This window comes from Nocardioides sp. (assembly GCF_051876515.1).
In the GTDB taxonomy this organism is placed as follows: Bacteria; Actinomycetota; Actinomycetes; order Propionibacteriales; family Nocardioidaceae; genus Nocardioides.
The window spans coordinates 1-5,213 of sequence record NZ_JBJEHY010000232.1; the positions used below are offsets into that span (position 1 = coordinate 1).

A 5,213-nucleotide genomic window follows, 5' to 3' on the forward strand; every position below is an offset into this window, starting at 1 on the left:
CCAACCTGGAACACCAGACCAGCGGCCTCTCGGGACAACCTGCACAAACTTACCGAACTTGATTCCCGAGTGCAAACCCGGGCCTTTGGCCGGCGACCGGATCCCCTGGGGGCCGATCTGTTGTGGTCACGCCGGGGCCGAGAACCCGTCCTCATCCGGACTTGCTCTCCGCCGCACCCGGCGACATGGAAAACATTAGACCGGGGCGCTCGAGACGCGCAAATCGAAACGGTGTGACGGCGGGCACAGCACTGTTTCCGCAGGTCAGAACGGGTGCGGCCCCCGTACGGACCCGTTGGTGGGGTCGTACGGGGGCCGCAACGGGCTCCGCGGGCCGGCTCAGGAGACCTCGACGCCGGCGAACTTCTTCTTGCCACGACGCAGGACGAGCCACCGGCCACCCAGGAGGTCACCATCGCCCAGCTGGTGCTCCGGGTCCTCGATGCGGACGTTGTTGACGTACGCGCCGCCCTCGGCCACCGTGCGCCGGGCCTCACCCTTGCTCTTGGCCAGCCCGGCGGCGACGAAGACGTCGACGACGCTGGCCAGGTCGGCGCGAGCAACGCGGGTGGTGCCTGCCTCGCGCAGGGCCGAGGCAAGCGTCCCCGGCCGGAGCACGGTCAGGTCTCCACCGCCGAAGAGCGCCCCGGCCGCCGCCTTGGCCTGCTCCGTCTCGTCCTCACCGTGGACAAGGGAGGTCACCTCGTCGGCCAGACGCTTCTGCCCGGCACGCAGGAACGGCTTCTCTGCCGTCTGCGCCTCGAGGTCCTCGATCTCCTCGCGGGACAGGAAGGTGAAGATGCGCAGCATCTCCCCCACCTTCTCGTCCTCCACGTTGAGCCAGAACTGGTGGAACGCGTACGGCGACATCATCTCCGGGTCGAGCCACAGGGCACCACCCTCGGTCTTGCCGTACTTGGTGCCGTCGGTCTTGGTGATGAGCGGCGTGGCGAAGGCGTGGACGTGGTCGCCGGTGACGCGGCGGGTGAGCTCGGCGCCGGCCGTGATGTTGCCCCACTGGTCGGAGCCGCCGAACTGCAGGGAGACGCCGTGGTCGCGGTGCAGGTGGAGGTAGTCCATGGACTGCAGCAGCACGTACGAGAACTCGGTGAAGCTGATGCCCGACTCCAGGCGTCGCTTGACGGTGTCGCGCGCCAGCATCCGGTTGACCGGGAAGTGCTTCCCGACGTCCCGCAGGAAGTCGATGGTCGACAGGCTCGCGGTCCAGTCGTAGTTGTTGACCATCGTGGCCGCGTTGTCACCCTCGGCGTGGACGAACGCCGACACCTGGGCGCGGACCCGCTCGGTCCAGTCCTTAACCGTGTCGAGGTCGTTGAGGGTGCGCTCGCCGGAGTCGCGAGGATCGCCGATCATGCCCGTGGCACCGCCGACCAGGATGAACGGCGTGTGGCCGAACTGCTGGAGACGCCGAGCGGTGACCACCTGCACGAGGTTGCCCATGTGGAGGCTGGGCGCCGTCGGGTCGAAGCCCACGTAGAACCGCACGCTCCCCTCGCCCAGCGCAGCGCGGAGCGCGTCGCGGTCGGTGGCGTGGGCGATGAGGCCGCGCCACTCCAGCTCGTCGAGGACGTTGGGGGCAGTCACGTCAGGTGCCTTTCGTTCGCGGTGTGCACGGAGAACCCACCGTACGGGCGCGACCGTGCGCGCGGCACATCCGGTGGGGGCCGCCAACTAGCCTAGAACGCGACCGACGGAAGGGCGTCAGGTGATCGCAGGTAGGTACACGCTGGTCCGCGAGCTGGGCCGTGGCGGCTCGGGGGCTGTCCATCTCGCCACCGACGAGGTGCTCGGACGTCCCGTGGCGCTCAAGCGCATGGGGATCGCCCCGGGGGCGAACACCCCCGACGCGGAGCGCTCGGCCCGCGAGGCACGGATCTCGGCGGCGCTGAGCCACCGCAACATCGTCGCCGTGTACGACCTCGCCATCGACGACGGCGTGCAGTGGCTCGTCATGGAGTACGTGGAGGGCCGCACGCTCGCCGAGCTCATCCGCGCCGAGGGCGGGCTGTCCCCCGCGCGGACCGCGGCGCTCCTCTCCCAGGTGGCCGATGCGCTCGCCGAGGCCCACCGGCGTGGGATCGTGCACCGCGACGTGAAGCCGAGCAACATCTTCGTGGCCGCTGACGGCTCCGCGAAGCTGGGCGACTTCGGGATCGCCCGCGGCAAGGACGACGCGGCCCTGACCCGTACCGGTCTGGTCACCGGTTCTCCCGCGTACCTCGCTCCCGAGCTCGTCTCCGGCGCCAGCGCGACGCCCGCCAGCGACCTGTGGGCTCTCGGCGCCACGATCTTCCACACCCTGGCCGGCGAGCCGCCGTACGACCTGGGCGACAACCTCGTCACCGGGCTGCTCCGGATCGCCCAGGACGAGCCGCCCCGCCTGCGCGACGCCGGGGGGCTCGGTCCCGTGCTGGACGCCACCATGACCAAGGATCCCGCCGCCCGGTGGACGGCCCGGCAGGTGGCGACGGCACTGCGGGTGGAGCGGGACCGACTCGCCACCTCGCCGCTCGCCGCTCCGGCGCGACGCCCGGCGGCCCAGGTCGACCACCCGTCCGGTGCCACCGCGGTCCAACCGGTACCGGTCGGTGGGCGCGCCCCGGAGGGAGCGGCCACGCCGGACGTGGCTCCTGCTCCGCGCCGCCACGTCGTACCGGCACTGCTGGCCGCGTGCGCGCTGGTGGCGGCGGTCGTGTTCGGCGCGATGGCACTCAGCGGTGACGGGGACCCCGGCGCCGGCTCGACGGTCAAGGACACCCCGAGCGCCAACGGGACGACGCCGACCGCCTCCGACCCCACCGACCAGGCGAGCGACGACCCAGCGGCGGACACCGCCGCGACCGAGGCCGCGATGGAGGCGTTCATCGGCGACTACCTGGCGACCGTGACCTCGGACCCCGAGGAGGCGTTCGGACTCCTCACGCCTGCGTTCCAGGCCGAGAGCGGCGGGCTGGAGGGCTACCTGGGCTGGTGGCGGACGGTCCGCGACGCCACGCTGCTGAACATCAAGGCCGACGCGGAGACCCTCGAGGTGTCGTACTCGGTGAAGTACGACATGAAGGACGGCGGCAAGTCGACCTCGCGGGTGAACCTGCAGCTGGAGCGGCTCGACGACAGCTACCGGATCGCGGGCGAGGGGTGAGCGGCGGTCAGCGGGCGCGCCGCCGGCCCGACCTCAGCGCCTGGTTGCTGGACAGGACCGGGCGCGGCAACCCGGCCACGCGCATCGACGCGGCCCACCAGGACGGTGTGGCGTGGTCCCGCGGCAACCTGGCGCGGCCCCTGGTGCACGGGAGCACGTACTTCGCTGCGCTGCTGGAGGCGGTCGAGTCGACCGGTGAGGGCGATCTCGTCTGGTTCACCGACTGGCAGGGCAACCCGGACCAGCGCCTCAGCGACGACCCCGACAGCGAGCTGGTCGGTGTCCTCGGACGCGCGGTCGACCGTGGGGCGGACGTACGGGCGCTGGTGTGGCGCTCGCAGCCGAGCCTGCTCGGCTACTCCCACGAGGAGCACCGCGACCTCGGGTCGCAGCTGCAGGAGCGCGGCGCCGACGTGGTCCTCGACATGCGCGTACGCCGGGGCGGTGCCCACCACCAGAAGTTCGTGGTCGTGCGGTACGCGGGTTCCCCCGCACGCGACGTGGCGTTCGTCGGCGGGATCGACCTGTGCCACGGGCGGCGCGACGACGCCAACCACGGCGGCGACCCGCAGGCCGAGGAGATCGCGGAGGAGTACGGCGACCGACCCCCGTGGCACGACGTGCAGGTCGCCTTGCGCGGCCCCGTCGTGCACGACGTGGAGACGGTGTTCCGCGAGCGGTGGGAGGACTCGACGCCCACATCGCGCAGCTTCGTGCGCCGCCTCCGAGACTCCGCCGACGACCTGCACGAGGAGCGTCGCCCGCTCCCTCCGCAGGCTCCCCCACCACCGCCGGTGCCCGACACGGACCACGCTGTCCAGCTGCTGAGGACCTTCCCCCGTCTCGGGCCCGGGTGGGCCTACGACTTCGCGCCCGACGGTGAGCGGTCGGTGGCCCGCGGCTACACGCGAGCGGTGCAGCAGGCGAGGCACCTGGTCTACATCGAGGACCAGTTCCTGTGGGGTGGTGAGATGAGCACCGTCCTGGTGGAGGCGCTCGAGGCCAACCCGGACCTGCACCTGGTCGCCGTCCTGCCCCAGTTCCCGGACCAGGAGGGGTGGTTCGCGCGCGACCCGCAGATGCTGGGCCGGTTGCGCGGGGTCCAGCGGGTCCTGATGACGGCGCCCGACAGGGTCGCCTTCTTCGGGCTGGAGAACCACGCCGGGACGCCCGTGTACGTGCACGCGAAGGTCTGCGTCCTCGACGACGTGTGGGCCTCGATCGGGTCGGACAACTTCTGCCGCAGGTCGTGGACCAACGACTCCGAACTGTCCGCGGCCGTGGTCGACATGACCGTGGGCGAGGGCGACGGTGCCGAGGCGCGGGCCGGCTACGCCCGACGGCTGCGCCTCACCCTGGCAGCCGAGCACCTCGACCGGCTCGACCCCGACCACCTCACGACGTTGGACGCGATGGAGGACGCCGACCTGCTCGACGTCATGGCCGACTGCGTGGCCCCCGCGGACCTCTTCGCCGTCTTCAACGCGTCCGCCGACGCCCTGGACGCCTGGCACGCGGGCGGCCGGGTCGGGCCACGGCCGCCGGGCCGGCTGAGGCGTCTGCCGGAGCCACGGCTGTCACTGCCGCGCCAGGCCCTGGCGGCGCCGATGTACCGCTTCCTGCACGACCCGGACGGGCGGCCGGCGCGGATGCGGTGGCGCAAGCAGTTCTGAGGAGCCGCGCGGCACGCGTCGTAGGCCGTGCGGGGCTCGAACCCGCGACCCAAGGATTATGAGTCCTCTGCTCTAACCGACTGAGCTAACGGCCCACGCGGACCCTATCGTCCGGCCCGCTCGCGCCGACGCGGGGCGGTCGGGGCGAGCGGGCCGCCGCGGGCCGCGGCACGTCCTGCGCCATTTCCCCGCGCGGGTGGTCTGGACCGTGCCATCCTGCGTGCGCACCCCGGCGCACCCGGTGTGCCTCGGGCAAGGAGGAACGGCGTGGCGATCGCCAGGAAGAAGCTCCTCACCGGTGGGCAGCGCCACCTGGTGGAGCGGTTCTCGTACGGCCTCACTCCGGCGCTGGCCGCCGACGTGCGCAAGGCCGGTGG

The 5,213-nt window shown here is 72.1% G+C and carries 3 protein-coding genes and 1 tRNA gene; 2 read left to right on the forward strand and 2 right to left on the reverse strand.

Going from position 1 to position 5,213, the window contains the following annotated elements; genetic code table 11:
- Nucleotides 1-339: 339 nt before the first annotated feature.
- Nucleotides 340-1,605, reverse strand: coding sequence for a tyrosine--tRNA ligase (gene tyrS, locus ACI379_RS16290; RefSeq protein WP_439793172.1), 1,266 nt, complete (start codon nucleotides 1,603-1,605; stop codon nucleotides 340-342).
- A gap of 121 nt (nucleotides 1,606-1,726) precedes the next feature.
- Between tyrS and ACI379_RS16295 the strand changes: the two genes are divergently transcribed.
- A complete protein-coding gene (locus ACI379_RS16295) occupies nucleotides 1,727-3,163 on the forward strand; it encodes a protein kinase domain-containing protein (RefSeq protein WP_439793173.1) in 1,437 nt (478 codons plus the stop codon).
- On the forward strand, nucleotides 3,160-4,836 hold the full coding sequence (locus tag ACI379_RS16300; RefSeq protein ID WP_439793174.1) for a phospholipase D family protein: 1,677 nt from the start codon (nucleotides 3,160-3,162) through the stop codon (nucleotides 4,834-4,836). The genes ACI379_RS16295 and ACI379_RS16300 overlap by 4 nt, the downstream gene beginning before the upstream one ends.
- 21 nt (nucleotides 4,837-4,857) lie before the next feature.
- Here the strand turns inward: ACI379_RS16300 and ACI379_RS16305 are convergent.
- Nucleotides 4,858-4,931, reverse strand: a tRNA-Ile gene (locus ACI379_RS16305).
- Nucleotides 4,932-5,213: the final 282 nt, after the last annotated feature.